Here is a 24,613-nt window from a genome sequence, read left to right on the forward strand (position 1 = left end):
TGCTAAGTTGCTGTTTTGTATGGGGAACTTAAGTGATTTTTACAGGTCTTTAACTACTTCGGAACGGCCGCTTTTATGCAAAAGCGGCCTTTTTTGTGCCCGGAATTTGGCCCGGCATCGTCCCCGCTGCCTGCATGGGAACACTCACTGTAGGAGCCGGCTTGCCGGCGATGGCGTCGGCACAATCAGCGCAAGGCTTAAGGGCCGCATCGCCGGCAAGCCGGCTCCTACAGAGGGCGGGGTTGTCAGGCCGAGCGGGCCATGATCAAGCCGTTATCGCTTGCCGCTTCCAGGCGAATCGCCACGAACTTCGATGTTGGCGTGTGGCTGCCATCGCCCGTGCTTTCCAGGGGCACCAGAGGGTTCACTTCCGGGTAATAAGCCGCCGCCTGCCCCGCAGGAATATCAAACGCAAGCAAGGTAAAGCCCTTCACACGACGCTCGCGGCCGTCCTCCCACAACGAGACGATGTCGGCCTTCTGCCCCGGCTTGAAGCCCAGGCGGATGATGTCGGCTTCGTTGACGAACAGCACGTCACGCTGGCCTTTCACGCCACGGTAGCGGTCGTCCAAGCCATAGATGGTGGTGTTGTACTGATCGTGGGAGCGCATCGACTGCATGATCAGGTCCGGCACACGGCCAGTGGCGTGAGTGCGCTCGTGGATCAAGTCCTTGGGCAGGATATTCGGGCGGAAGTTGGCGCGGCCCGACGGCGTGTTCCAGCGGCGGGCGCCAGCTGCGTTGCCCAGGTAGAAGCCGCCCGGGTTTTTGATCTTCTCGTTGAAGTCCTTGAAGCCTGGGATGGTGTCGGCTATCAGGTCGCGAATACGCCCGTAGTCGGCCACCAGCCAATTCCAATCCACGGGCTTGCTGCCCAAGGTCGCCGCCGCGATGCCAGCCAGGATGGCAGGCTCCGACTTCATGAATTTCGACAGCGGCTGCAGTTGGCCGTTGGAGCCGTGAACCATGCTGAACGAGTCCTCTACCGTCACCGCTTGCGGGCCGTCGGCCTGGATGTCGATGTCGGTACGGCCCAGGCATGGCAGAATCAGCGCGTCTTTGCCGTGCATCAGGTGGCTGCGGTTGAGCTTGGTGCTGATCTGCACGGTCAGGTCGCAATTGCGCAGGGCCTGGAAGGTGCGCGGGCTGTCGGGCGTGGCTTGGGCGAAGTTGCCGCCCAGGCCGATGAACACTTTGGAGCGGCCTTCGAGCATGGCGTGGATCGCTTCGACCACGTTGTGCCCATTTTCACGGGGTACCTGGAACTGGAAGCGACGCTCCAGAGAATCGAGGAACGCCACCGGCGGGCGCTCGTTGATGCCCATGGTGCGGTCGCCCTGCACGTTGCTGTGGCCACGCACCGGGCACAGGCCCGCGCCGGGGCGGCCGATGTTGCCGCGCAGCAGCATCAGGTTGGCGATTTCCTGGATGGTCGGCACCGAGTGGCGATGCTGAGTGATGCCCATGGCCCAGCACATGATCACGTTCTTGCCTTTGGCGTACATGCGCGCCGCTTGCTCGATCTCCACCAGCGTCAGGCCGGACTGCTCGACGATTTCATCCCAGGAGGTGTCGTCGATCTTGCCCAGGTAATCCAGCACGTTGGCGGTGTGTTCGTTGAGGAAGTCGTGGTCGAACACGGCTTCCTTGCCTTCGGCCTGGGCCTGGCGCTCCCACAGCAGCAGGAACTTGGCCATGCCGCGCAGGATGGCCATGTCGCCGCCGAGTGCCGGGCGGAAGTAGGCGGTGTTGGTCGGCTTGTCGCCGTTGGTGAGCATTTCCAGCGGGTGCTGCGGGTGCTGGAAGCGTTCCAGGCCGCGTTCTTTCAGCGGGTTGATGCACACTACCTGGGCGCCACGCTTCACTGCTTCGCGCAGCGGTTCGAGCATGCGCGGGTGGTTGGTGCCGGGGTTCTGGCCCCACACGAAGATCGCATCGGCATGTTCGAAGTCATCAAAGGTCACGGTGCCTTTGCCGACGCCCACGCTTTGCGCCAGGGCCACACCGCTGGCTTCGTGGCACATGTTCGAGCAATCCGGGAAGTTGTTGGTGCCATACGCGCGCACGAACAGCTGATACAGGTACGCCGCCTCGTTGCTGGCGCGGCCCGAGGTGTAGAACTCGGCCATGTCCGGGCTGGGCAGGGCGTTGAGGTGCTTGCCTACCAGGTCGAACGCGGCTTCCCAGCTGATGGGCTGGTAGCGGTCGGTTTCGGCGTCGTAGCGCATCGGCTCGGTCAGGCGGCCCTGGTATTCCAGCCAGTAGTCGCTTTGCTCCAGCAGCGCGGTGACGCTGTGCTTGGCGAAGAATGCCGCGTCGACGCGACGTTTGGTGGCTTCCCAGTTCACGGCCTTGGCGCCGTTCTCGCAGAACTTGACCATGCCGCTTTCCGGCGAGTCGCCCCACGCACAGCCCGGGCAGTCGAAACCGCCGTTCTGGTTGGTCTTGAGCATCATGCGCAGGTTTTTCAGCGCGTTGTCGCTGGTCAACCAGGCCTGCGCCACGCTGATCAGTGCGCCCCAGCCACCGGCTGGGCCTTTATAGGGCTTGTAGCGCGGGGTTGGGGTTTGGTCGGCTTGGTGATGCATGCTCATGGTTGGTACTCCATCGCTGGGCTATAGACCCGCGGCGCGCTTTTCTGCGGCAGGTGGATGAGGTTGAGGTTGTGCCGGCGGGCCCATTGCAGGGCCAGGCCGGTAGGCGATGACAGGCTGACCAGGGTCTGGATGCCCGCGCGCAGGACTTTCTGGATCAACTCCAGGCTGCAACGGCTGGTGACGATTGCCAGGCCACCTTCGGTCGGAATCTTCTGGCGGATCAGTGCGCCGATCAATTTATCCAGGGCGTTGTGCCGGCCGATGTCTTCACGGCCCAGCAGCAATTCGCCGTGGCCGTTCATGAACACCGCTGCGTGTACCGCGCCGCTGTATTGGCCCAAGGGTTGAAAGGCGCTGATGCGCTGGCGCAGGCCGTCGAGCCATTCGGCGGGCGGCAAGGGCGCGCCAGGTAGCACCTGAAGGTCCGGTAGGGCCTGTTCAACTGCTTCCACGCCGCACAGACCACAGCCGCTGGTGCCTGCCAGTTGTCGGCGCTGTTGCTTGAGGTTCCAGAAGGCACGGCTGGAAATCTGTACCTGAGCGTGTTGGGCAGAGCCGGAGCCGCTGAGTTTAAGGTCATAAATGTCGTTAACGTCGGCGATAATGCCGCTGCCAATGCTGAAGCCGACGATGAAGTCTTCAAGGTCGGTCGGGGTGACCAGCATCACGGCCTGGCTGATGTCGTTGTAGGCAATCGCCAAGGCCACTTCTTCCGCCAATGCAGTGCTGGCGACTTCTGTGTGCTCGAGATTGCAATACTGATAGCTCTGGCTGGCAGCAGGCGCGGGCGTTTCAGAGGCAGGCGCCGCGCAGACGGGGCGCTTGGCGTTCATGGGGCAGTACCACCGACGGATTGATCAGTGTTTAGACTAGGCGCGACAAAGCGTCGCGTCCAATTGCCAGTACTGATCTGTCGATAGATGACGTCGATCAAGACTCGTTTTGCGATTTCTGAAACAGCGCAAAACAGGCTTCGGCCAGTGCTGATCGAGGGGCGCTGCGGCGCATGATCAATCCCAGGCGGGCCAGGGTGTGGGCGTCTTCAATCGGTTGCAGGCGCAAGTGTTCGGTGAGTGCATCCAGGCCTCCCTCCAGTGGCATCACTGCGCAACACAGCCCGCCGTGCACAGCCTGTAACAACTGATGGACGGCATCGGTTTGCAGCAGCGGTTGTGGGTTGAGCCCCCGGCTGTGGAAGTTGTGGTCGATGGACTGGCGAAAGTGCATGCCGCTGGTGAGCATGCCCAGCGGCAGCTCGATCAGCGCCTCCCAGCTCAACGGCGTGTCACCGAAGCTGAAGAAGCGCTGGTCATACAGCAGGCCCATGCGGGTTTCGCCCAACGCCAGCGAGTCGAAACGTTCATTGTCCAAGCGTTCCAGGTAGGACACGCCCAGGTCCAGTCGATTGCTGGCCAGTTGTTCAAGGATTTGCTCGGAGCTCAGTGCCGACAGCTCGAAACGCAGGCTGGGGTGTTCCTTGTGCAACTGCTGCATCAAGGCCAGGGGGTCGAAGCTCGACAGCGGCACCACCCCTAATCGCAATGTGCCCACCAGGTTGCCACGGCAGGCTGCGGCTTCGGCCTGCAAACCGTCATAGGCCGCCAGCACCGTGCGGGCCCACGCCAGCACCCGCTCGCCCGGCGCGGTAAACCCTTCGAAGCGCTGGCCCCGGTTGACCAGAGGAAGGTCCAGTTCCTCTTCCAGGTTGCGCAAGCGCATCGACAGCGTCGGCTGGGTGATATGGCAACGCGCTGCCGCCTGGCCGAAGTGACGGGTTTCGTCGAGGGCGATGAGGAATTTCAGCTGTTTGATGTCCATCTTCGCTCCGTGGGCTTGCTCCAATAGCGAGGGGATTCTAACGCGTGTAGGAGTCGTCTGGTCATTGGTCGGGCTGGAACCAGGTTCTGTAGGACTGGTCTAGTCTTTGGCATCTGGAACCTAAACCCCAAGGAGAGCAAACATGAGTATTTTCAGCTTTGTGAAAGAGGCTGGCGAAAAGCTGGTCAAGCTGTTGACGCCAGGCAACGCCGATGCAAGCGAAGACCTTAAAAAGCACATTGAGGATGTGGGGCTGGGCAACCCGAACGTGCATGCCACCGTCGACGGTGACAAGGTGACGATCAGCGGTGTAGTGGCCAGCCAGGAAGAGAAAGAAAAAATCATCCTGGCGGCAGGCAATATTGCCGGGGTGGCCAGTGTCGAGGACCAGATCACCGTATCCGGCCCGGCGGTTGCCGCCGCCCGTTTCGTCGTGGTGAAAAAGGGCGACACCCTGAGCGCAATTTCGCTGGCGGTGTATGGCAACGCCAACCAGTACAACAAGATCTTCGAGGCTAACAAGCCGTTGTTGTCGCATCCGGACAAGATTTACCCAGGGCAGACGTTGCGTATTCCTGAGTAATACACGCTACGAAATGTGGGAGTTGCTTTCTGTGGGAGCCGGGCTTGCCCGCGATAGCATCGCTGCGGTGTCACTGATACACCGAGGCGTCTGCATCGCGGGCAAGCCCGGCTCCCACAGAGGTCTTCTCCCACATTTGATTCAGAGGCCGGCAATGAGGTCTCGGTAGTCCTCGACGGCTGCAAACTCCGCCGTGTCCTTTGGCCCTTTCTTGCTGTCCGGCTCTTTCACCGCCAGCAGATGCCCCACGCCAAACACCTGGGCACTGCGCAGGATCGGCAAGGTGTCATCAATAAACAGGCTGCGCGCCGGGTCGAAGCCGATGTCGGCTTGCAGAGCATCCCAGAACTGCGGGTTTTCCTTGGCGAAACCGTAATCGTGGGAGCTGATCAACCTTTCGAAATACGGCGCCAATTCGATGCGTTCCAACTTCAATGACAGCGAATCGCGATGAGCGTTGGTGATCAGGATCACCCGCTTGCCGGCCTGTTTGATCGCCGCCAGAAAGGTGTCGGCGTCTGGGCGCAGGGCGATCAGGTGGGCGGTTTCCAGCTTGAGTTCGCGCACCGGGATCTTCAGTTCGGTGGTCCAGAAATCCAGGCAATACCATTGCAACTGTCCCGCGTTATGCTCGAACAGAGGTTGCAACTCCAGCTCGGCCATGGCGCGGCTCACGCCATGCAACTCGGCGTACCGTTGTGGCAGGTGTTCCATCCAGAAGTGGTTGTCGAAGTGCAGGTCGAGCAGGGTGCCGTCCATGTCCAGCAGGACGGTGTCGATGGCGTGCCAGGGCAGAGAGGGCATGGGCGGTTCTCATGTAAGTAAAGATATCCGACACAGACAATCGGAAAAGCCACGGTATAGTAACCCGATCACGCCAAGGAGCCGCTTATGCGCCAGAAACCCACCGTCCTCGCCCGCGAAATAGTCGCCAGTAGCCGTTTGTTCCGCGTGGAGGAAGTGCAATTGCGCTTTTCCAATGGCGTTGAACGAACCTACGAACGCCTGGTGGGCCGCGGTGCCGGTTATGGCGCAGTGATGATCGTGGCAATGATCGACGCCGATCACGCGTTGCTGGTGGAAGAATACTGCGGCGGTACGGATGAATATGAGTTGTCCCTGCCCAAGGGCCTGATTGAGCCCGGCGAGGATGTGCTGGCGGCGGCGAACCGTGAGCTCAAGGAAGAGGCAGGCTACGGCGCACGTCAGCTGGAACACCTCACCGAGCTTTCGCTGTCACCTGGCTACATGAGCCAGAAAATCCAGGTGGTGCTGGCCACCGACCTCTATGAAGAACGCCTTGAAGGTGACGAGCCCGAGCCGATGCGGGTCGACCGCGTCAACCTGCGGGAGCTGTCGCAACTGGCGCAAAACGAGCAATTCAGCGAAGGCCGCGCCCTGGCCGCGCTGTACCTGGTACGAGACCTGTTGACCCAGCGTGGAGCGTTTATCGCATGAGCGAACTGTTTTTAGGCCACCCTTTTATTGCCCCTGTGATCGAGCTGGCGCGTCAGGCGGGTGAAGCGATCCTGCCCTATTGGCGGGCCGACGTGGCCGTCACGTCCAAGTCTGATGACTCGCCGGTGACGGCAGCAGACCTGGCCGCTCACCACTTGATCCTCGCTGGGCTCACCGCGCTGGACCCGAGCATTCCCGTACTGTCTGAAGAAGACGCCGATATCGACCAAAGCGTGCGCGCCGGTTGGCAGCGCTGGTGGTTGGTGGACCCGCTGGATGGCACCAAGGAATTCATTTCCGGCAGCGAAGAGTTCACCGTCAACGTCGCCCTGATCGAGCAAGGCCGCGTGGTATTTGGCGTGGTGTCGATGCCCACCAGCGGCCGCTGCTACTTTGGCGGTGCGGGCCTTGGGGCATGGCGTTCCGATGTAAATGAGGCGCCCAAGCAGATTCAGGTGCGCCAGACGCCAGCCGCCGGAGAGGCATTTACCGTGGTTGCCAGTCGTCGGCACACCAGCCCTGAGCAGGAGCGTTTGCTGGATGGTTTGAGCGAAGGCCTGGGTGAGCTGAAACTGGCGAATATCGGCAGCTCGCTGAAATTCTGCTTGCTGGCCGAAGGCAGTGCCGATTGCTACCCACGGTTGGCGCCAACGTCGCAGTGGGACACCGCAGCAGCCCAGGGCGTGCTGGAAGGGGCGGGCGGCGAAGTGCTGGAGTTGAGTGGCGAGCCATTCAGCTACCCGGCGCGGGAGTCGTTGTTGAACCCGTTCTTTTTGGCATTGCCGGCGAAGGCGGCTTGGCGGGAGCGGTTGCTGACCCTGGCCCGTTCGTAGACCCCTGTAGGAGCCCGGCTTGCCGGCGATGGCGCCGGCAAGATCGCTGCATGACTTGAATGCCTCATCGCCGGCAAGCCGGCTCCTACAATGGATTGTGTTGTGGCGCTTAGCGGTGCAGGACGTACTGGCCGGTAAACGCTACGGCATGCTCCTCGCTGCCCTCATTCACAATCCACGTCTCCAGCGTCAGCCGTGCACGGCCATAGCGCTTGTAGGTCGCCACAAAGCGTTTCCACACCTTCTCCTCTGGCGCCTGGCACACCACCGTCGCGTCCCGGGTCACGGGCAGCGGATAGCTGATCTGCCCTTCCTGAATCACGATATGCCCGTCTTCAACCCCTTCCTCCCGCAATTGCAGGTGCAACCAACCCCACCCCGCCAGCACGGCACCGCAATAGAGGCTGCCGCCAAACATGGTGCTCTTGTGGTTGATGTTGGCTTGCAAGGGCAGGTGCAGCTGCAATTGGCCGTGTTGCCAGTCGAGCACCTTGAGGCCCATTTCCCGGGTAAGGGGAATGTCGTGGTGAAGGATGGATTCCAGGTAACGGCTGTCGCGGCTCATGGGGGCCTCGTGGCGAGTGGGGTGGGTCATTCGTCGTCGGCGCCATGGTTGGCACTGTCGGCGAAATTAAGGCCGTGCTTGCGCAGTTTGTCGTGCAGGGTCTTGCGCGGCATGCCCAACGCCTCGGCAAGGCTGCGCATGGAGCTGTGGGGGCGGGTCAATTCGGCAGCGATCAGGCTTTTTTCGAACTGCTCGACTTGCTCGCTCAGGCCACCCTTGGTGGAGGTCAACACGCCGGCAGACGGGTTGTCCGGTGTCGCATCCAAGGCCAGCTCCAGGCCGAGGGCAAACCGTTCGGCGGCGTTTTGCAGTTCCCGCACATTACCCGGCCAGCTGTGGCGCAGCAGCAGTGCACGCTGGCCCGGCTGCAACTCGTGCAGCGGCAGGCCGTGGCGGCTGCTGGCTTCGTCGGCAAAGTGCTGGAACAGCATCAACGCATCTTCGCCCCGCTCGCGCAGCGGCGGAATGCGCAGCGGCGCAACGTTGAGACGGTAATACAAGTCGGCCCGAAAGCGCCCCTGGTCGGCAGACTGGCGCAGGTCTTCCTTGGTGGCGGCGATGATGCGGATATCCAGCGGGATCAGCTGGTTGCCGCCCAGGCGCTCCACTACGCGTTCCTGCAACAGGCGCAGCAACTTGACCTGCACATCCAGGCTCATGCTTTCGATTTCATCGAGAAACAACGTGCCGCCGTTGGCAAACTCGAACTTGCCGATACGGCGCTTTTGCGCACCGGTAAAGGCGCCAGGCTCGTGACCGAACAGCTCGCTTTCCACCACGGACTCGGCCAGGGCACCGGCGTTGATCGCCACAAACGGCCCGCTGCGCCGGCTCGACAGGTCGTGCAGTGCACGCGCCACTACCTCTTTGCCTGCGCCGGTTTCGCCAAGGATCAGTACATCGGCCTTGGTCGCCGCCAGCGCGCCGATCTGCTCGCGCAGGCGCAGCATCTGCGGAGAATGCCCCACCAGGCGCGTGCTTAGTTGCTGGCGATCGCTAAGGGCCAGGCGCAGGCTGCGGTTGTCCAGCACTAGGCGGCGCAGGGCGAGGGCGCGGCGCACGCTGTCGAGCAAGGCATCGCTGGCAAACGGTTTTTCCAGGAAGTCATACGCGCCGGCGCGCATGGCCTGTACCGCCAGCGGCACATCACCGTGGCCGGTAATCAGCAGCACCGGCAGCTCCGGGTCCTGGCCGTGCAGTTCGGCCAGCAGCTCCAGGCCGTCCATGCCGGGCATACGGATGTCGCTGACCACCACGCCCGGCCAATCGCGGGACAGGCGCGCGGTGAGGCCGCTGGCTTCGCCCAGGGTCAGGACTTTCAGCCCAGCCAGGTCCAGGGTCTGGCACAGGGCCTGACGCAGGTGTGGATCGTCGTCGATCAACACCACCTGGATCCCGTTATCGATACTCATACACTGCGGTCCTCGGACGGTTGCAGACTGACGCCCGGCGAACCGGCACGCAATTTCAAGGTTAACAGCGCGCCGCCTTCCTTGTGGTTGGCGAACAACAGCTCGCCGCCGAAGGCGCGCATCAGCGTGTCACAGATCGCCAGGCCCAACCCCAGGCCCTGGGTGCGGGTCTTGGTGGTGTAGAACGGCTCGCTGGCACGCCCCAAGGCTTCCATGCAAAAGCCCGGGCCATTGTCGCGAATGTACAGGTTGACGCCCTGTTCGGTGGTTTGGGCACTCAACCAGAGTTTACGCGGCGGGCCTTTTTCGGTGAGGGCGTCGAGGGCGTTGGCCAGCAGGTTACCCAGTACCTGGCGCAAACGGGTTTCACCGGCCTGTACCCACAGGGTTGCTTCCGGCAGGTCACGGATCAGCTCGACTTCCATCGACCGCCGCCGCTTGGCCAGCAGTGCCAGCGCGTCGTCCAGCGCCGGTTGCAGCGCCACACTCTCGGGCGCATGGCGGTCACGGCGGGCGAAGGCGCGCAGGTGGGCGATGATCGAGGCCATACGCCCGGTCAGTTCGCTGATCAGTTTGAGATTGCCTCGGGCATCGCTGGTGCGTTCGTGGTCGAGCAGGATTTCGGCGTTTTCCGCATAGCTGCGGATCGCCGCCAGGGGCTGGTTGAGCTCATGGCTGATACTCGCCGACATGGTGCCCAGCGCCGACAGCTTGCCGGCCTGCACCAGGTCGTCCTGGGCGCGCACCAGTTCCTGCTGGGCGTGTTCGCGCTCCAGCACTTCCTGTTTGAGGCGCCGGTTGAGGCCCTCCAAGTCGCTGGTACGCTCGACCACACGCATTTCCAGCTCGCGGCGCGCCTTGGCTTCAAAGGCGATGCGTTCCAGGTAGTGCCGACGGCGCTGCATCATCAAGCCCAGCAGCAACATCAGCACCAGCAGGGTGGCGCCGCCGACGGCAACCACCGTGCGCACCGGCCGGCTGATCAGCGAACGAGGGGCGAGGATTTCGACGTTCCAGCCGGTTTCCGCGATGGCCGTGGACTGGCGCAACCAGGCGGTGTTGCTCAGGGCCAGTGGTTGCGGATCACGGGTAGGGTAGGGCTGGATCGCGATGATGGCCTGGCGCTCTTCGGTGGTCAGCGGCCGGGTGGCGCGGAATCGCCATTGAGGGCGCGACGTGAGGATCACCACGCCGTTGTGGTCGGTCACCAGCAGTTGTTCCGGCGTATTGCCCCACAGGCTTTCGGTGTGATCCAGGTCAACCTTGACCACCAGCACGCCGATGATCGTGTCGCCGTCGCGCACGGCGGCGGCGAAGAAGTAACCGCGCTTGGCCGAGGTGGTACCCAGGCCGAAAAACCGCCCCAGGCGGCCGGCCATGGCTTCGCTGAAGTAGGGCCGGAACGAGAAGTTGCGCCCGACAAAGCTGTCCTGTTTGTCCCAGTTGGAGGCGGCAAGGGTCTTGCCGGTGGTGTCCATCAGGTACATCACTTCCACGCCGGCCTGGGCGGCGACGTTCTTGAGCAGCAGGTTGGCGTTGACCAGGTTGGTGCTCACCTGGGGCGCGTCCAGCGCGGTGCGCAGGGCGGGCAGGTCGCCGAGGATCTGGGGCAGCACTTCATAGCGGTGCAAGGTGCCGAGCAGGTTGGCGACGTACAGGTCGAGTGTTTGACGATTTTGCCCGGCCAGTTCGTTGCGGTAATACCGCTCGGCCAGGTGCTCCAGCGGCCACAGCAGCGGCGCCAGGCACAGCGCCAACAGGGCGAGGCTGCGCCAGCGGGGTCTACGTGGAAGGGATGGAGTCATGAGTCATGCGCCTGTGGGTACAGGCGCATTATGCCTAGTGCTGCTGTGCAAGACACTCGCGTAATGCGTCTTGCCACTGCGGTTGGCTGACCTGCCACTGCTGTTGCAGGCGGCTGCAATCGAGGCGTGAGTTTAGCGGGCGCTTGGCCGGCGTCGGGTAGGCGCTGGACGGAATGGCTTCCAGTTCGGCGCAGGCTTTGCCTTGGGCTTTCAGATGCTCGCCGATGGCTTGGGCAAAGCCAAACCAGGAGGTCTCACCCTGGGCCGTCAAATGGTAGATGCCCCAGTCGCCGGGTTGGCCGGCCTGCCAGCGCTCGATCAACGCGCGGGTGCTGTCGGCGATACTCCCGGCCCAGGTCGGCGCACCGATCTGGTCAGCCACGATGCGCATCTGCGGTTTCTCTTGCAGCAGACGTTGCATGGTCAGCAGGAAGTTCTTGCCGTGGCTGGAGTACACCCAGCTGGTGCGCAGGATCAGGTATTCGCCGCCCACCGCAGCAATCGCCTGCTCGCCCGCCAGCTTGCTCTGGCCGTAGACACCCAAGGGGTTGGGCGTGTCGGCTTCGGTGTAGGGCGCCGGTTTGCTGCCGTCGAACACGTAGTCGGTGGAGTAGTGGATCAACGGAATGCCCAGGGCCTTGGCCTCTTCGGCCAAAACACACGGCGCGATGGCGTTGATGGCGAACGCGGCATCTGGTTCGCTCTCGGCCAGGTCCACGGCGGTGTGTGCTGCCGCGTTGATGATCAGGCCAGGGCGTTGGGCGCGTACGTGCTGGCGGATCTGCTCGGCGTCTGCCAGGTCCAACTGGTCGCGCCCCAGCACGATGAGTTCACCGAGGCCCTGGAGCCGCTGTTGCAGCTCGCGGGAAACTTGGCCGTGCTGGCCGGTGATGAGAATTCTCATGGGAACAGGTCGGCGTCTTTCAGGCTTTTACCGTTCTGGTCCTTGGCGGACAAGGTCGGTGTGCCGTTCAGTTGCCAATCGATATTGAGGTCGGGGTCGTCCCAACGAATGCAGCGTTCGGCCGTCGGGGTGTAGTAGTCGGTGGTTTTGTAGAGGAATTCAGCGTAGTCGCTAAGCACCACAAAGCCATGGGCAAACCCCGGTGGAATCCACAGTTGCCGATTGTTCTCGGCAGACAACCGCACGCTGGCCCATTGGCCAAAGTGAGGTGAACTGCGGCGAATATCCACTGCTACGTCCAAAACTTCACCCGCTGTTACACGCACCAGTTTCCCCTGGGCGTGTTCAACCTGGTAGTGCAGGCCACGCAGCACACCCTTTTGTGAGCGTGAATGGTTGTCCTGCACGAATTGCTGCTGCAGCCCTGTGGCTTGGGCGAACGCCCGGGCGTTAAAACTCTCGTAGAAAAAGCCGCGTTCATCGCCAAAAACCTTCGGCTCGATGATCAATACACCGGGCAACTCAGTGGCGGTCACATTCATATGGTTTCCCCTGCGAGTGTGAACAGGTATTGACCATAGCCGGTTTTGCCAAAGTACTTGGCACGCTCCAGCAGGTGGTCACGGTCGATCCAGCCATTTTCGTAGGCGATTTCTTCGAGACAGGCGACTTTCAGGCCCTGGCGATGCTCGATGGTCTGCACATAGGTCGATGCTTCGAGCAGGCTGTCGTGGGTGCCGGTGTCGAGCCAGGCAAAGCCACGGCCGAAGCGTTCTACGTGCAGATCGCCACGCTTGAGGTAGGCGTTGTTGACGTCGGTGATCTCCAACTCGCCACGGGGCGAAGGCTTGACTGCCTTGGCGATCTTGATCACATCGTTGTCGTAGAAGTACAGGCCGGTCACGGCATACGGCGACTTGGGCTTGGCCGGTTTCTCTTCGATGGACAGGGCGCGGCCTTCCTTGTCGAAGTCGATCACGCCGAAGCGTTCCGGGTCCTTGACCCAGTAGCCGAACACGGTAGCGCCGGACGGGCGTTCGGCGGCGGTACGCAACTGGTCGCCGAAGTGCTGGCCGTGGAAGATGTTGTCACCGAGGATCAGGCATACCGGGTCATCGCCAATGAATTCCTCGCCGATCAGGAAGGCCTGGGCCAAGCCATCCGGCGTCGGCTGCTCGGCGTAGGTGAAGCGCACGCCGAACTGGCTGCCATCGCCCAGCAGGTTGCGGTACTGGGGCAAGTCCAGCGGGGTGGAAATCACCAGAATGTCCTTGATGCCGGCCAGCATCAGGACCGAGATCGGGTAATAGATCATCGGTTTGTCGTACACCGGCAACAGTTGCTTGGACACGCCCAGGGTAATGGGGTGCAAGCGGGTGCCGGAGCCACCCGCCAATACGATTCCTTTCATCATGCAATCAGATCCTTCATGTCGGTGTTGCCCAATCGTTCGCCTTGATAACTGCCGTCCTGGACCCTGCGACACCATTCCAGGTTATCGAGGTACCACTGCACGGTCTTGCGCAGCCCGGTGTCGAAGGTTTCTTGCGGGACCCAGCCCAGCTCGCGCTCGATCTTGCTGGCGTCGATCGCATAACGCTGGTCGTGGCCCGGGCGGTCCTTGACGAAGGTGATCAGGTCGGTGAATTTTTCCACGCCGGCCGGGCGCTGGGGCGCCAGTTCTTCGAGCAAGCCACAGATGCCGCGTACCACGTCGATGTTCTTTTGCTCGTTATGCCCGCCGATGTTGTAGGTCTCGCCTACCACACCGTCGGTGACGACCTTGAGCAGCGCGCGGGCGTGGTCTTCGACGAACAGCCAGTCGCGCACCTGCAGACCGTCGCCGTACACCGGCAGCGGCTTACCCGCGAGGGCGTTGAGGATCACCAGCGGGATCAGCTTCTCGGGGAAATGGAACGGCCCGTAGTTGTTCGAGCAATTGGTCAACAGCACCGGCAAGCCGTAAGTGCGCTGCCAGGCGCGGACCAGGTGGTCGGACGCTGCCTTGCTGGCTGAGTATGGCGAGCTTGGGGCGTAGGGCGTGGTTTCGGTGAACAGGTCGTCCACGCCATGCAGGTCGCCATACACTTCGTCGGTGGAAACATGGTGGAAGCGGAACGCACGTCTGGCGGGCTCGTCGAGTTTCTGCCAATAGGCACGGGTGGCTTCCAGCAGGCTGTAGGTACCGACGATGTTGGTCTGGATGAAGTCCGATGGGCCGTCAATGGAACGGTCCACATGGGACTCGGCCGCCAGGTGCATGATCGCGTGGGGCTCAAAGCGCGCCAGTACGGCGCTGACGGTGGCCTGGTCGATGATGTCGGCCTGCACAAATTCGTAGCGGCTGTTGGACGCGATGCTGGTCAGCGACTCGAGGTTGCCAGCGTAGGTGAGCTTGTCCAGGTTGAGCACTTCGTGCTCGGTGTGTTGGATCAGGTGACGGATCAGGGCGGAGCCGATGAAGCCGGCGCCACCGGTGATGAGAATGCGCATGTCGAGGGCCTTTTCCTTAGACGGACACTTGGCGAATGAAGCATAGCTTGAGTTGTGAATCGGGCCGGTGCAAGCGCGATATACGGGGAGGGGTTGCTTAACCCCCCATAACAGTGGCGATATAGACGCCTAAAAAAACAGAGGTCGTCACAATGCTGCTCGCCACGTTGATCCATCGCGCCAGTTTGCCTTGCCCGCAAGTGGGCCCTGATCAGGCAGCCCAGCTGCTGTTGCAGCATTACGACCTCGCTGGCACGTTGCAGTCCTTGGGCAGCCAGCAGGACCTCAATTACAAGATCGACAGCACCCGTGGTCGATTTGTTCTGAAAATCTGCCGGGGCGACTATGCCGCCGTGGAGCTTGAGGCCCAGCATGCGGCCCTTGAATACCTGCAGGGCCAATTGCGTGTCCCAAAGGTGATTGCGGCTAAGACAGGTGAAGCGTTACTGACCGAGAGCATTGGCGGCCAAACCGTTCACTTGCGGCTGCTCGACTATATCGATGGCGAGCCATTGACCCACCTCCCGCACCTGGGCCGCGATGTGATCGCAGGCTTTGGCGAACTGTGCGGGCGGATGAGCCTGGCGTTGGCCGATTTCACGCACCCCGGCCTGGAACGTACCCTGCAATGGGACCCGCGCCACGCCCTGGAACTGATCACCCACCTGCTGGCGACCCTGCAAGACTTGCCCCATCGTGCCGCGCTGGAACAGGTGGCCGAACACGTGGACGCCGCCATCCGGCCGTTGGCCCCGCGCCTGCCCTGGCAAGCGGTGCACATGGATATCACCGACGACAATGTGGTGTGGCAGCGCGACGCCCAGCGGCGTTGGCAGGTCCAGGGCGTGATTGATTTTGGCGACCTGGTGCACACCTGGCGTATTGCCGACCTGTCGGTGACCTGCGCGGCGCTGCTGCACCATGCCGAGGGCGATCCGTTTGCCATTTTGCCGGCGATCCAGGCCTGTCACGCGGTCACGCCGTTGCTGCGCGAAGAGTTGCAAGCGCTGTGGCCGTTGATTGTCGCCCGCGCGGCGGTGCTGGTGTTGAGCAGCGAGCAACAGCAACGGCTGGACCCGGACAACACGTATCTACTGAAAAACGCCGAGCACGAGTGGGAAATCTTCCACGTTGCGACGTCGGTGCCGTTTGAACTGATGGAGGCGGCAATCCTGCGTTGCGTTGGCGAGACGTTGCCAACGATAGCCAACCAGGATTTCGCACCGTTGCTGCCAGGCCTGGTCGGGCGTGAGTTTGCGTTGATCGACCTGGGCGTGCTCAGCCCGCATTTTGAGGCGGGTAATTGGGAACAACCGGGCATCGACCGGCATTTATTGGATGAAGCCGCGAGGGTGCACGGGCTTGCGGCCAGCCGTTATGGGCAATACCGCTTGTCGCGCACTTGCCCGGACAGTGCCGTTGAGCCGCAGACATTGCCTTTGCACGTGGAACTGCATCTTCCCCACGGCACCGTGTTGGAAGCCCCGTTCGCCGGGACGCTCCACCTGGGGGCTGAAGGTTTGCTGTGCTTGCACGGCGCCCAGGCGAGCCTGCGCCTGTGGGGAGGAAAAACCACGCTGGCTCAAGGCTCGACATTGGTGAAGGGGCAGGTACTGGGTGAGGTCCAGGCTCCGCTGATCGTCCAGTTGTGCCTTGGCGACCTTGAGCCGCCCTTGTTCTGCACACCGTCCCGGGCCGCGGCCTGGCAGGCTCTGTGCCCCTCGCCGGCCGAGCTGCTGGGGTTGGCCTGTGATGCCGAGCCCGAACTCGACCCCGAGGCCCTGTTGGCACGTCGTGACGCCAGCTTCGCCCGTTCGCAGAAACACTATTACGTCGACCCGCCGCGTATCGAGCGCGGTTGGCGCAATCACTTGATCGACATGCAGGGCCGGTCCTATCTGGACATGCTCAACAACGTGGCGGTGCTGGGGCATGGCCATCCGCGCATGGCGGCAGTGGCGGCGCGGCAATGGTCGCTGCTCAATACCAACTCGCGTTTTCACTATGCGGCGATTGCCGAGTTTTCCGAACGCTTGCTGGCGCTGGCGCCGGAGGGCATGGACCGAGTGTTCCTGGTCAACAGCGGCACCGAGGCCAACGATCTGGCGATCCGCCTGGCCTGGGCCTACAGCGGCGGTCGCGACATGCTCAGCGTGCTGGAGGCGTATCACGGCTGGTCGGTGGCGGCGGATGCGGTGTCCACCTCGATTGCCGACAACCCCCAGGCCCTGAGCAGCCGCCCGGAGTGGGTGCACCCTGTGACGGCGCCGAATACCTATCGTGGTGAGTTCCGTGGGCAGGACAGCGCCCCGGATTACGTGCGAAGCGTGGAACACAACCTGGCGAAAATCGCCGCGAGCAAACGCCAATTGGCCGGTTTCATCTGTGAGCCGGTGTATGGCAATGCCGGTGGCATCTCCTTGCCACCCGGTTACTTGCAGCAGGTGTACGGGTTGGTGCGCGCTAAGGGCGGTGTGTGCATTGCCGATGAGGTGCAGGTGGGTTACGGCCGCATGGGGCACTTTTTCTGGGGCTTCGAGGAGCAGGGCGTGGTGCCCGACATCATCACCATGGCCAAAGGCATGGGCAACGGCCAGCCGTTGGGCGCGGTGATTACCCGGCGCGAAATCGCCGAGGCGCTGGAGGCCGAAGGGTATTTCTTCTCGTCGTCAGGCGGTAGTCCAGTCAGTTGCCGGATTGGCATGGCGGTGCTGGATGTCATGGAAGAAGAAAAACTGTGGGAAAACGCCCAAGTGGTCGGTGGGCATTTCAAGGCGCGCCTGGAAGCACTGATCGATCGTCACCCCTTGGTGGGCGCTGTTCACGGTTCCGGCTTCTACTTGGGCCTGGAACTGGTGCGTAATCGACAAACCCTGGAACCGGCGACTGAAGAAACCGCGCAGTTGTGCGATCGCCTGCGCGAGCTGGGGATCTTCATGCAGCCGACGGGTGACTACCTGAACATCCTCAAGATCAAGCCGCCGATGGTCACGACCCAACGCAGCGTGGATTTCTTTGTCGACATGCTGTCGAAGGTGCTGGATGAGCAGTTGTAGATAGTCGATTGTTATCGGCTATTTAATGTCATATTTCGCCTTTATTATTTTTTGTCGCTTCTAAAGCCGATTTATATCCGTTATAAAGTCGGCATTTACCCCATTTGGAGTCCTGAACGCCATGACCACCCTGCACAGCACGCCCCGCGCCGATGGCTTTCATATGCCTGCCGAGTGGGCGCCACAGACCCAAACCTGGATGATCTGGCCCGAGCGCCCGGACAACTGGCGCCTGGGCGGCAAGCCGGCGCAGGCGGCGCATGTCGCGGTGGCCAAGGCGATTGCGCGTTTTGAGCCGGTGACCGTGGCGGTCTCTGCTGGCCAGTACGAAAACGCTCGCGCACGCCTGGATGTGCCCAATATCCGTGTGGTGGAAATGTCCAATGATGACGCTTGGGTGCGCGATACCGGCCCCACATTCGTCATCAACAACAGTGGCGAAGTGCGTGGCGTGAACTGGGATTTCAACGCCTGGGGCGGTTTTGAGGGTGGCTTGTATGCACCGTGGAACCGTGACTCCCAGGTAGGCGGCAAGATTCTCGAGATCGAGCGCGCACCGCGTTACCGCACCGAAGGCTTCGTGCTGGAAGGCGGCTCGATCCACGTCGACGGCGAAGGCACGGTGATCACCACCGAAGAGTGCCTGCTGAACCATAACCGCAACCCGCACCTGAACCGTGGGGAAATCGAGGCGGTGCTCAGCGCCAACCTGGCGGTGGATAAGGTCATCTGGCTGCCGGATGGCCTGTTCAACGACGAAACCGACGGCCATGTGGATAACTTCTGCTGCTACGTGCGCCCCGGCGAAGTGCTGCTGGCCTGGACCGATGACCCACTGGACCCGAACTACGCTCGGTGCCACGCCGCGATGGACGTGCTGCAAAGCAGCACTGACGCCAAGGGCCGCTCGTTCACAGTGCACAAGATGCCGATTCCGGGGCCGCTGTATGCCACCGAAGAAGAATGCGCGGGCGTGGACCCGGTGGACGGCAGCCAGGAGCGTAACCCGACCGTGCGCCTGGCCGGTTCCTACGTCAACTTCCTGATCGTCAACGGCGGCATCATCGCCCCGAGCTTCGACGACCCGCTGGACAGCCAGGCCAAGGAAATCCTGCAGAACCTGTTCCCGCAGCACGAGGTGGTGATGGTGCCGGGCCGTGAACTGTTACTGGGTGGCGGCAATATCCATTGCCTGACCCAACAACAGCCAGCCCCGCACAAAAACTGAGTGCAGTTGTAACAACGCCTGACCGGCGATCGGGTGCTACTCGGTTTCAGCGCCCACAGCAAGCCCGCGGCCTAGCAAGGTCGCGGGCTTTTTTGTGTCCGAATGCCCATAAACACGGGACATTGGCATAGCTCTTGTATCGGTGTTGCGACAGTGACCCAAGGTGATGACTGCGCAGTTCTGTCACAAACCTTGAGTAAGTTAGCCGCTCACGCAGTAGGAGAGAGCGCTGAAATGAATGCCGATATCAACCTGATGTACACGCGCACGTTCCACCCCCTGCGGGTCAACGGTGACGCAATCCACGCGCTGGCGCTCTGGTTGAAGGCAAATGGCTCGCGGCAGATCAGGCAACAGCCTGACCTGCGCAGTGTGATGAGCGAACGTTACCCGGTGGGGTTGTTCAGCGAAGATGAAGTGCACGCCTTGTGCGAATTGATGGCGCCTTTGTAGGAGCCGGCTTGCTGGCGATGTTGGCAGTTAAATCACTGCAAGGCTTCAGGCCGCCATCGCCGGCAAGCCGGCTCCTACGAGGGAGTGGTGTGGTTTAGAAGCTGTAGGTGCCCGTTACGACGAGGCTGCGCGGTTCACCCGGTTGGATCTGCGCCACGCTGGTCGCCGAGGCGTAGTAGTTTTTGTCGGCGATGTTGTTCAGCGCCGCGCGCACATCCCATTCCTTCTGGCGCAAGCCGACCAACGCATCCCATCGGCCATAACCCGGCAACACCACGGTGTTGAGGTTGTCGGCATAACGATCGCCCACCAGGGTCAGGCCGGTTTCGGCGTACCAGCCCATTTCCGGTTTCCAGGTGAGGAACAGGCTGCCATTGCGCTTGGCCACATCGCTGACGCGCTTGCCTTCAAAGCCGTTGTTGTCCTTCTCGACCTTGGCATCTTGCAGGCCGATGCCGCCGCGCACATACCAGTTGCCGACGATCTTGCCTGTGGCCGTCAGCTCCACGCCGCGTGAGCGCTGCAGGCCGGTGAGCAGGGTGATGGTGCGGTTCAGCGGGTCGGCGGTGCGTCGGTTGTAGAGTTCCAATTCGTACACGGCCAGGGTGGTACTCAGGCGATCGTCGAGCCAGTCGCTCTTGACCCCGATTTCCTTTTGTTTGGTCAGCTCGGGGCTCAGGTCGTTGACGCTGCCCGCCGCGTTTGGAGTGATACCGATCAAGCCGCCGCCTGCTGGCGAGAAGGTCTTGCTCCACGAGGCATAGAACGAGTGATGCTCCACCGGCGTCCATACCACGCCGACACGCGGGCTGGTGCTGTGGCTCTCGACGGCTTGCTGGGTGTTGAGAATCTTGTTGGTGGTGTCCACTTCGAAGTGGTCGTAACGCAAGCCACCCAGCAATTGCCACTGGTCATTGAGGCGCAGCTGGTCCTGCACATACAGCGCGCGGCTTTCGACTTCGGTGTGGTTGTTGCTGGAGACGCTCATGCGTCCGGTATGGCGCAGGTTGCGGTTGGGGTGGTTGAGGTCCAGGCTCGGCACGGCCTGCCGACCGGGGCCGCTGGTAGCCGCGGTGTAGAGTTTTGGGTCACGGCGCTGGCTGCCCAGCTCAAGGCCGGTGAGCAGGCGATGCTCCAGGCCGTAAGTGTCGAAGCCGCCTTCCAGTTCAAGGTTGTTGAACACGTTGCGGGTGTTCAGGTCCTGCTGCCAGTGTTGGCGCGTGACCTGGTTGGTCGCGGCGGAGTAGCCGGTCTGGTAGGTGTTATCGAAATCGCTGTTGAGCTTGAACACGCCCAGGGTATGGCGCAGTTGCCAGTTGTTGTTCAGCTCGTAGGCGAGTTTGGAACGCAGGGACTGGGATTTGTCGTCGATGTAGTCGTGGTTATCGAAGTAGGTGGTGCTACGGCTCACATCCGCCGGCCGGCCGTTGACCCCAGGGATGCCTCGGTCGGGCGTGCGGTTGTAGCGGCTGTATTCGTATTGCACCAGCCAGTTCAGGTCGGGCGTGAGCTGCCAACTCATGGACGGCGCGAACAACTGGCGGTTGCCACTGACGCCATCGCGGAAGCTGTTGTTGTCCTGGTTGCCCATGTTCAGGCGCAGGCTGATGTTTTCGGTGGGGTCGGTGCTGAGGTCGGCGTACAGGCTGCGCAAATCATCGCTGCCGCCCTGGGCTTCGATGCTCGATTTGTGCCCGGCTTGGGGCAGCTTGCTCACACGGTTGACGATCCCTCCCTGGCCGCCTCGCCCGTAAAGCACTGCCGCTGGCCCCTTGAGCACTTCGATGCGCTCGATGTTGTGCAGGTCGCGCACGTATTGGCTGTCGTCTCGAATGCCGTCGAGGTAGAAGTCATTGCTGGCGTCAAAACCGCGGATGCGCAGGCTGTCGAAACGCGTGTCGGCGCCGCTGCTCACGTTGGGGATGCCGCTCAAGGCCTGGCCCAGGTCATTGGTGCCGTAGGAACGCAGGGTTTCGGTTTTCACCGAATCGATCGCCTGGGGCACATAACGCACCGAGGTGGCGGTGCGGGTGGCGGTGTTGGTTTCCCTGACGCGTGGGTCGTCTTCGTCAGCTTCTGCGCTGACTGAGGTTTCAGGCAAAACCGTGGCCGCACAGGCAAAACCGGCAGACAGCAAAACAGAAAACCCAAGGGTGATGGGCGTCAGGCGATAGGCAGGCATGAAGGCATGTATCCAGAAAGTTTGGGAGGGAAAAATGCGCGCGAATGGTAATGCTTTGCATTTGCGCGCGTTATCCATTACCAAAGATGTCGCCTGGAAATGTGTTACCGCATGTGTTTTTTGGGGGTATTTGGAAGGATTACGGACTTTTCGCGAACTGCCGTAGGACGTTGCTTAGAATTATTTCGCCTAAATACAGACGATTCACGAAATTGACACATAGTTCAACGCGCGCATAGGATTGCGCCCAACGCCTGTGGCTAACCGCCATGACTCATCCAATAAAAAAAGGCCCGCGGCAGTTCAGTCGTCCGCGGGCCTTCTTTTTTCTGGAAAAAGTCGACACCAGAAAAGCAACACGGAGCCTGGTGTCACAGCGCGTACTCAACCAGTAATAAGGAATACAAGAAAATGTTGAAGCAACGGATGGGTCTGATCGCTCTGGGGATTTTGAGCGCCACTCAGGCAATGGCCAACGACCAGGAGCAATCCAAGGGTTTTGTTGAAGACAGCCACCTGAACATCGCAGCACGCAATGCCTACATCAGCCGTGACTACAAAAACGGCAAGCAAGACAAAGCCGAATGGGGCCAGGGTTTCATCGGCAAGTTCGAGTCCGGCTTCACCCAAGGCACCGTCGGTGTGGGTGTGGACGCCATCGGCCAATACGCTATCCGCCTGGACGGTGGTAAAGGTCGCAGCGGCGCGGGCGGCATCAACTTCTTCAAGCAGGGCGACAGCGGCGAAGCAGCCCGTGACCTGTCCAAAGGCGGCGCTGCCGTGAAGTTCCGCGTCTCCAACACTGTGCTCAAGTACGGTGATCAGTTCCCGGCCGTACCGGTGCTGGAATACGACAACTCCCGCCTGCTGTCCGAGACCTACACCGGTACTTCGATCGTTTCCAAAGAGATCGCCGGTCTGCAACTGGACGCCGGTCACTTCACCAAGGAAGCCCAGAAAGCGGCTGAAGGCACCGACAGCGGCCGCCTGAAAAGCATCGACTACATCGGTGGTAGCTACAAATTCACCGAAAGCCTGTCGGCTGCCCTGTACGCTTCCGACATGGAAGACGTGCTGAAGAAGCAATACGTCAACGTCAACTACGTGCTGGCCCTGCCAGAGAAGCAATCGCTGACCTTTGATTTCAACGGCTACAAAACCAAGCTGGACAAGAGCTTCGCCCAGCTGACCCAAGGTGACGCTGACGCCCGCGACAACAAGATCTGGAGCCTGGGCGCTACCTGGGCTGTCGGCCCGCACAGCTTCACCGTGGCCCACCAGCGCAGCACCGGTGACACCGGTTACCTGTACGGCGGCTACCGCAACAACACCAAGGACAGCGGCATCGGCGACGGTGGCAACACCATCCTGCTGGCCAACTCCTACTGGTCTGACTTCAACGGCAAGGACGAGCGCTCCTGGCAAGCCGGCTACGGCCTGGACTTCAGCGCCTTCGGCGTGCCTGGCCTGACCTACAACATCGCCTACGTGCGTGGCACCAACATTGATGACGGTTCCAACCGCGGCAGTGGCACCGAGCGTGAAATCTTCAACCAGTTCAAATACGTCGTTCAGAGCGGCCCGGCCAAAGACCTGAGCCTGCGTGCTCGAGCCTCGTGGTTGCGCGTCTCCAACAACGCCAGCAACTACAACGTAGGTGGTAACGAACTGCGTCTGTTCGCTGACTACCCGATCAACGTGTTCTGATTGATCGCATGTAGCGCCTGATCCAAGGCGATAAAAACCCCGACTGGTTCGGGGTTTTTTTATGCCTGGCTTTTGCACAGGAAAACAGCCAGGCGAGGGCGCGAAAAAAGCGGGAATGTGTGTGCGAAGCAAGCAGCGCCCAAGCGCTGCCGGCCCTTCACATCAGTTTTGCGGACGCTGTTTGGTGGCGTCCAGCTCGGCCTTTTTGGCCGTGCTGATTTCGGTGATCTTTGCCGACTTCTCGATCGCCATGTTGAACGTGGCTTCCATCTTGGCAATCGCCGAATCGGCATTGTTGGTGCTGCCGGTCCCGCTGGTGGCCGGTGGCTTGCTGCCGCCGCCGCAGGAAGGAGGAACGCACGACATTGGAGCTCCTTGCATCGTCAGGATGCGCGTTGAGGGTTTGAGGGGAACACCAGGCGATGCTACTTAGCCAGTATCGCGGGCGGGTGTGAAATCTTGTGGAACTGGCGTGAACACTTGTTACACCGCATCACTAATGAAGTACTCCGCGCCACCTTTATCCCTCAATGGCGCACGCCTAAATTGGCTCCACTGCCGGCCCATCATCCCGATGCCCGGCCACTGGAGCCTCTGCCATGCCCTTTGTCAGCCTGCGCATTACCCGTGATGGCGTCACCCCGGAGCAAAAAGCCCAGGTGATCGCCGAGTTCACCGAAACCCTCGAACGCGTCCTGCACAAACGCCCGGACCTGACCCACATCGTCATCGAAGAAGTCGACACCGATAACTGGGGCTACGCCGGCATCACCACCACCGAATACCGCAAATCCCAAGCCTCTTCTGGAGAAGCATCATGAGCAAAGTCGTCATCATTACCGGCGCCTCCCAAGGTATCGGCGCCGCTGTGGTCCAGGCCTATCGCGCCCTCGATTACCGCGTGGTCGCCACCTCGCGTTCGATCCAGCCGTCCACCAACCCGAACATTCTTACCGTGGCCGGCGACATCGCTGACCCCGCCACCGCCCAGCGCGTGGTCCGTGAAGCCCTGGCCACCTTCGGGCGTATCGACAGCCTGATCAACAACGCGGGCATCTTCATCGCCAAACCGTTCACCGCCTACACCCCGGAGGACTACGCCAACGTCCTCGCGGTGAACCTCAACGGCTTCTTCTATATCACCCAGCTCGCCATCGCCGAGATGGAAAAGAACCGCGCCGGCCATGTGGTCAACGTCACCACCAGCCTCGCCGACCACGCCATCGACGGCGTGCCCTCGGTGCTCGCCAACCTCACCAAAGGCGGGTTGAACTCGGCAACCAAATCACTGGCGATTGAATACGCCAAGCGCGGCATCCGCGTGAACGCCGTAAGCCCGGGCATCATCAAGACGCCCATGCATGGCGAGGAAACCCACGCCGCGCTGGGGCAACTGCACCCGGTGGGGCATATGGGGGAGGTGAGTGATATCGCCCAGGCGATCATCTACCTGGAGACCGCCGCGTTCGTCACCGGCGAGATTCTCCACGTGGACGGCGGGCAAAGCGCCGGTCATTGA

The 24,613-nt window shown here is 61.6% G+C and carries 22 protein-coding genes; 9 read left to right on the top strand and 13 right to left on the bottom strand.

Annotated elements, in window-relative coordinates; all coding sequences use genetic code 11:
• Positions 1 to 245 precede the first annotated feature (245 nt).
• The 3 genes from AC07SU_RS02380 to AC07SU_RS02390 all read right to left on the bottom strand — a co-directional run bounded on the left by AC07SU_RS02380 (position 246) and on the right by AC07SU_RS02390 (position 4,415).
• Positions 246 to 2,594: an FdhF/YdeP family oxidoreductase gene (locus AC07SU_RS02380; protein WP_494996095.1), complete on the bottom strand. Its 2,349-nt coding sequence runs from the start codon at positions 2,592 to 2,594 to the stop codon at positions 246 to 248.
• A complete protein-coding gene (fdhD, locus tag AC07SU_RS02385; RefSeq protein ID WP_494996096.1) occupies positions 2,591 to 3,430 on the bottom strand; it encodes a formate dehydrogenase accessory sulfurtransferase FdhD in 840 nt (279 codons plus the stop codon). Before fdhD ends, AC07SU_RS02380 begins: the two co-directional genes overlap by 4 nt.
• 97 nt (positions 3,431 to 3,527) lie before the next feature.
• Positions 3,528 to 4,415 carry a LysR family transcriptional regulator gene (locus tag AC07SU_RS02390; protein WP_178918502.1) on the bottom strand — a complete coding sequence of 296 codons (888 nt, stop codon included), beginning with the start codon at positions 4,413 to 4,415 and terminating at the stop codon, positions 3,528 to 3,530.
• Between the two features lie 142 nt (positions 4,416 to 4,557).
• Here AC07SU_RS02390 and lysM point away from each other — a divergent pair, with 142 nt between their 5' ends.
• A complete protein-coding gene (gene lysM, locus AC07SU_RS02395; RefSeq protein WP_494996097.1) occupies positions 4,558 to 4,998 on the top strand; it encodes a peptidoglycan-binding protein LysM in 441 nt (146 codons plus the stop codon).
• Between the two features lie 141 nt (positions 4,999 to 5,139).
• Here the strand turns inward: lysM and yrfG are convergent, their stop codons facing one another.
• Complete coding sequence (yrfG, locus tag AC07SU_RS02400) at positions 5,140 to 5,802, bottom strand: GMP/IMP nucleotidase (protein WP_494996098.1); 663 nt, start codon at positions 5,800 to 5,802, stop codon at positions 5,140 to 5,142.
• 87 nt (positions 5,803 to 5,889) lie between these two features.
• On the opposite strand from yrfG, the gene nudE reads away from it, so the two are divergent.
• Positions 5,890 to 6,456 carry an ADP compounds hydrolase NudE gene (gene nudE / locus AC07SU_RS02405; RefSeq protein WP_176997340.1) on the top strand — a complete coding sequence of 189 codons (567 nt, stop codon included), beginning with the start codon at positions 5,890 to 5,892 and terminating at the stop codon, positions 6,454 to 6,456.
• Positions 6,453 to 7,289: a 3'(2'),5'-bisphosphate nucleotidase CysQ gene (cysQ, locus tag AC07SU_RS02410; protein WP_494996099.1), complete on the top strand. Its 837-nt coding sequence runs from the start codon at positions 6,453 to 6,455 to the stop codon at positions 7,287 to 7,289. The genes nudE and cysQ overlap by 4 nt, the downstream gene beginning before the upstream one ends.
• A gap of 109 nt (positions 7,290 to 7,398) precedes the next feature.
• Here cysQ and AC07SU_RS02415 read toward each other — a convergent pair whose 3' ends face one another.
• From AC07SU_RS02415 to rfbB, 7 genes are read right to left on the bottom strand one after another with little or no spacing between them, the layout of a single operon-like run.
• The gene (locus AC07SU_RS02415) at positions 7,399 to 7,854 is read right to left on the bottom strand and encodes a YiiD C-terminal domain-containing protein (protein WP_176997338.1); all 456 of its coding nucleotides are present in this window, start codon (positions 7,852 to 7,854) and stop codon (positions 7,399 to 7,401) included.
• Between the two features lie 26 nt (positions 7,855 to 7,880).
• Positions 7,881 to 9,266 carry a sigma-54-dependent transcriptional regulator gene (locus AC07SU_RS02420; protein WP_176997337.1) on the bottom strand — a complete coding sequence of 462 codons (1,386 nt, stop codon included), beginning with the start codon at positions 9,264 to 9,266 and terminating at the stop codon, positions 7,881 to 7,883.
• Positions 9,263 to 11,071, bottom strand: coding sequence for a sensor histidine kinase (locus AC07SU_RS02425; RefSeq protein ID WP_494996100.1), 1,809 nt, complete (start codon positions 11,069 to 11,071; stop codon positions 9,263 to 9,265). Before AC07SU_RS02425 ends, AC07SU_RS02420 begins: the two co-directional genes overlap by 4 nt.
• A gap of 34 nt (positions 11,072 to 11,105) precedes the next feature.
• Positions 11,106 to 11,975: a dTDP-4-dehydrorhamnose reductase gene (rfbD, locus tag AC07SU_RS02430; RefSeq protein WP_494996101.1), complete on the bottom strand. Its 870-nt coding sequence runs from the start codon at positions 11,973 to 11,975 to the stop codon at positions 11,106 to 11,108.
• Positions 11,972 to 12,517, bottom strand: a complete 546-nt coding sequence (gene rfbC / locus AC07SU_RS02435) for a dTDP-4-dehydrorhamnose 3,5-epimerase (RefSeq protein ID WP_176997334.1) — start codon at positions 12,515 to 12,517, stop codon at positions 11,972 to 11,974. The genes rfbD and rfbC overlap by 4 nt, the downstream gene beginning before the upstream one ends.
• Positions 12,514 to 13,389 carry a glucose-1-phosphate thymidylyltransferase RfbA gene (gene rfbA / locus AC07SU_RS02440; RefSeq protein WP_259172798.1) on the bottom strand — a complete coding sequence of 292 codons (876 nt, stop codon included), beginning with the start codon at positions 13,387 to 13,389 and terminating at the stop codon, positions 12,514 to 12,516. Before rfbA ends, rfbC begins: the two co-directional genes overlap by 4 nt.
• A complete protein-coding gene (gene rfbB, locus AC07SU_RS02445) occupies positions 13,386 to 14,468 on the bottom strand; it encodes a dTDP-glucose 4,6-dehydratase (RefSeq protein WP_494996102.1) in 1,083 nt (360 codons plus the stop codon). Before rfbB ends, rfbA begins: the two co-directional genes overlap by 4 nt.
• A 152-nt stretch (positions 14,469 to 14,620) precedes the next feature.
• On the opposite strand from rfbB, the gene AC07SU_RS02450 reads away from it, so the two are divergent.
• The 3 genes from AC07SU_RS02450 to AC07SU_RS02460 all read left to right on the top strand — a co-directional run bounded on the left by AC07SU_RS02450 (position 14,621) and on the right by AC07SU_RS02460 (position 19,205).
• Positions 14,621 to 17,524 carry an aminotransferase gene (locus AC07SU_RS02450; protein ID WP_494996103.1) on the top strand — a complete coding sequence of 968 codons (2,904 nt, stop codon included), beginning with the start codon at positions 14,621 to 14,623 and terminating at the stop codon, positions 17,522 to 17,524.
• A gap of 121 nt (positions 17,525 to 17,645) precedes the next feature.
• Entirely contained in the window at positions 17,646 to 18,752 is a 1,107-nt protein-coding gene (aguA, locus tag AC07SU_RS02455) for an agmatine deiminase (RefSeq protein WP_494996104.1), read from the top strand.
• Positions 18,753 to 18,986: 234 nt separating this feature from the next.
• Complete coding sequence (locus tag AC07SU_RS02460; protein ID WP_494996105.1) at positions 18,987 to 19,205, top strand: hypothetical protein; 219 nt, start codon at positions 18,987 to 18,989, stop codon at positions 19,203 to 19,205.
• 94 nt (positions 19,206 to 19,299) lie between these two features.
• On the opposite strand, the gene AC07SU_RS02465 is transcribed toward AC07SU_RS02460, so the two are convergent.
• Positions 19,300 to 21,387, bottom strand: coding sequence for a TonB-dependent receptor (locus AC07SU_RS02465; RefSeq protein ID WP_494996106.1), 2,088 nt, complete (start codon positions 21,385 to 21,387; stop codon positions 19,300 to 19,302).
• Positions 21,388 to 21,798: 411 nt separating this feature from the next.
• Here AC07SU_RS02465 and AC07SU_RS02470 point away from each other — a divergent pair, with 411 nt between their 5' ends.
• Positions 21,799 to 23,094, top strand: coding sequence for an OprD family porin (locus tag AC07SU_RS02470; protein ID WP_176997327.1), 1,296 nt, complete (start codon positions 21,799 to 21,801; stop codon positions 23,092 to 23,094).
• A 162-nt stretch (positions 23,095 to 23,256) separates the two neighbouring features.
• On the opposite strand, the gene AC07SU_RS02475 is transcribed toward AC07SU_RS02470, so the two are convergent.
• A complete protein-coding gene (locus AC07SU_RS02475; protein WP_176997040.1) occupies positions 23,257 to 23,460 on the bottom strand; it encodes a hypothetical protein in 204 nt (67 codons plus the stop codon).
• 233 nt (positions 23,461 to 23,693) lie between these two features.
• Here AC07SU_RS02475 and AC07SU_RS02480 point away from each other — a divergent pair, with 233 nt between their 5' ends.
• A complete protein-coding gene (locus tag AC07SU_RS02480) occupies positions 23,694 to 23,915 on the top strand; it encodes a tautomerase family protein (protein ID WP_176997326.1) in 222 nt (73 codons plus the stop codon).
• Entirely contained in the window at positions 23,912 to 24,613 is a 702-nt protein-coding gene (locus AC07SU_RS02485) for an SDR family NAD(P)-dependent oxidoreductase (protein ID WP_494996107.1), read from the top strand. The genes AC07SU_RS02480 and AC07SU_RS02485 overlap by 4 nt, the downstream gene beginning before the upstream one ends.

This window comes from Pseudomonas sp. GW821-FHT05H12 (assembly GCF_059419385.1).

Coding starts and splice junctions, on each gene's coding strand:
- AC07SU_RS02475 (WP_176997040.1), bottom strand. CDS start 23,460: ATGTCGTGCGTTCCTCCTTCCTGCGGCGGCGGCAGCAAGCCACCGGCC.
- AC07SU_RS02470 (WP_176997327.1), top strand. CDS start 21,799: ATGTTGAAGCAACGGATGGGTCTGATCGCTCTGGGGATTTTGAGCGCC.
- AC07SU_RS02485 (WP_494996107.1), top strand. CDS start 23,912: ATGAGCAAAGTCGTCATCATTACCGGCGCCTCCCAAGGTATCGGCGCC.
- fdhD (WP_494996096.1), bottom strand. CDS start 3,430: ATGAACGCCAAGCGCCCCGTCTGCGCGGCGCCTGCCTCTGAAACGCCC.
- AC07SU_RS02380 (WP_494996095.1), bottom strand. CDS start 2,594: ATGAGCATGCATCACCAAGCCGACCAAACCCCAACCCCGCGCTACAAG.
- cysQ (WP_494996099.1), top strand. CDS start 6,453: ATGAGCGAACTGTTTTTAGGCCACCCTTTTATTGCCCCTGTGATCGAG.
- rfbB (WP_494996102.1), bottom strand. CDS start 14,468: ATGCGCATTCTCATCACCGGTGGCGCCGGCTTCATCGGCTCCGCCCTG.
- nudE (WP_176997340.1), top strand. CDS start 5,890: ATGCGCCAGAAACCCACCGTCCTCGCCCGCGAAATAGTCGCCAGTAGC.
- AC07SU_RS02390 (WP_178918502.1), bottom strand. CDS start 4,415: ATGGACATCAAACAGCTGAAATTCCTCATCGCCCTCGACGAAACCCGT.
- AC07SU_RS02425 (WP_494996100.1), bottom strand. CDS start 11,071: ATGACTCCATCCCTTCCACGTAGACCCCGCTGGCGCAGCCTCGCCCTG.
- rfbA (WP_259172798.1), bottom strand. CDS start 13,389: ATGATGAAAGGAATCGTATTGGCGGGTGGCTCCGGCACCCGCTTGCAC.
- AC07SU_RS02420 (WP_176997337.1), bottom strand. CDS start 9,266: ATGAGTATCGATAACGGGATCCAGGTGGTGTTGATCGACGACGATCCA.
- AC07SU_RS02480 (WP_176997326.1), top strand. CDS start 23,694: ATGCCCTTTGTCAGCCTGCGCATTACCCGTGATGGCGTCACCCCGGAG.
- AC07SU_RS02465 (WP_494996106.1), bottom strand. CDS start 21,387: ATGCCTGCCTATCGCCTGACGCCCATCACCCTTGGGTTTTCTGTTTTG.
- yrfG (WP_494996098.1), bottom strand. CDS start 5,802: ATGCCCTCTCTGCCCTGGCACGCCATCGACACCGTCCTGCTGGACATG.
- AC07SU_RS02415 (WP_176997338.1), bottom strand. CDS start 7,854: ATGAGCCGCGACAGCCGTTACCTGGAATCCATCCTTCACCACGACATT.
- rfbC (WP_176997334.1), bottom strand. CDS start 12,517: ATGAATGTGACCGCCACTGAGTTGCCCGGTGTATTGATCATCGAGCCG.
- aguA (WP_494996104.1), top strand. CDS start 17,646: ATGACCACCCTGCACAGCACGCCCCGCGCCGATGGCTTTCATATGCCT.
- AC07SU_RS02450 (WP_494996103.1), top strand. CDS start 14,621: ATGCTGCTCGCCACGTTGATCCATCGCGCCAGTTTGCCTTGCCCGCAA.
- lysM (WP_494996097.1), top strand. CDS start 4,558: ATGAGTATTTTCAGCTTTGTGAAAGAGGCTGGCGAAAAGCTGGTCAAG.
- rfbD (WP_494996101.1), bottom strand. CDS start 11,975: ATGAGAATTCTCATCACCGGCCAGCACGGCCAAGTTTCCCGCGAGCTG.
- AC07SU_RS02460 (WP_494996105.1), top strand. CDS start 18,987: ATGAATGCCGATATCAACCTGATGTACACGCGCACGTTCCACCCCCTG.